Consider the following 436-nt stretch of genomic DNA (forward strand, 5'->3'; position numbering starts at 1 on the left):
GCTCAACCGTTGCCCTGCGTCGCTGCGCTCCTCGGGAACCCAAGCCACGCGCACGTCCCGCGCGGCTAGAGTTCCGTCGGCTCCCCTGCATTCCCGGTCTCTACCGCTTCTGGCGCGCTGAGTCGGTCGGCCCAGGACCGAGATGCTCGGCAAGTCGCCGCGCGACGAGGGAACTTCTACCGCGCGTAGGAGCCTGGAAGGCGGCGGGGTAGCCTTGCTGGCATGCGCCTGTCTCGCCGTGCCTCGTGGCTCCTGATCGCTTTCGCCGTCTGGTCCTGGATCATCTGGGTGACCTTGATCAAGAACATCAACAACGACCCGCGCGCCTGGAACGGGAACTCGCCGACCGGGTTCCTGATGGTGCACGTCGTCCTGGCGATCATCTCGCTGGTGATGGGGACGGCGATCGGGTGGCTGGGGTGGAAGGGTCTGAAGG

1 protein-coding gene is annotated in these 436 nt (G+C 66.5%); it reads left to right on the plus strand.

Annotation, left to right across the window (positions count from 1 at the left end; translation table 11 throughout):
• Positions 1 to 222: 222 nt before the first annotated feature.
• The coding region (locus KDL01_RS42140) for an SCO4848 family membrane protein (RefSeq protein WP_212534299.1) at positions 223 to 436 on the plus strand (214 nt) is incomplete at its 3' end.

Source organism: Actinospica durhamensis, from assembly GCF_018139695.1.
GTDB lineage: Bacteria > Actinomycetota > Actinomycetes > Streptomycetales > Catenulisporaceae > Actinospica > Actinospica durhamensis.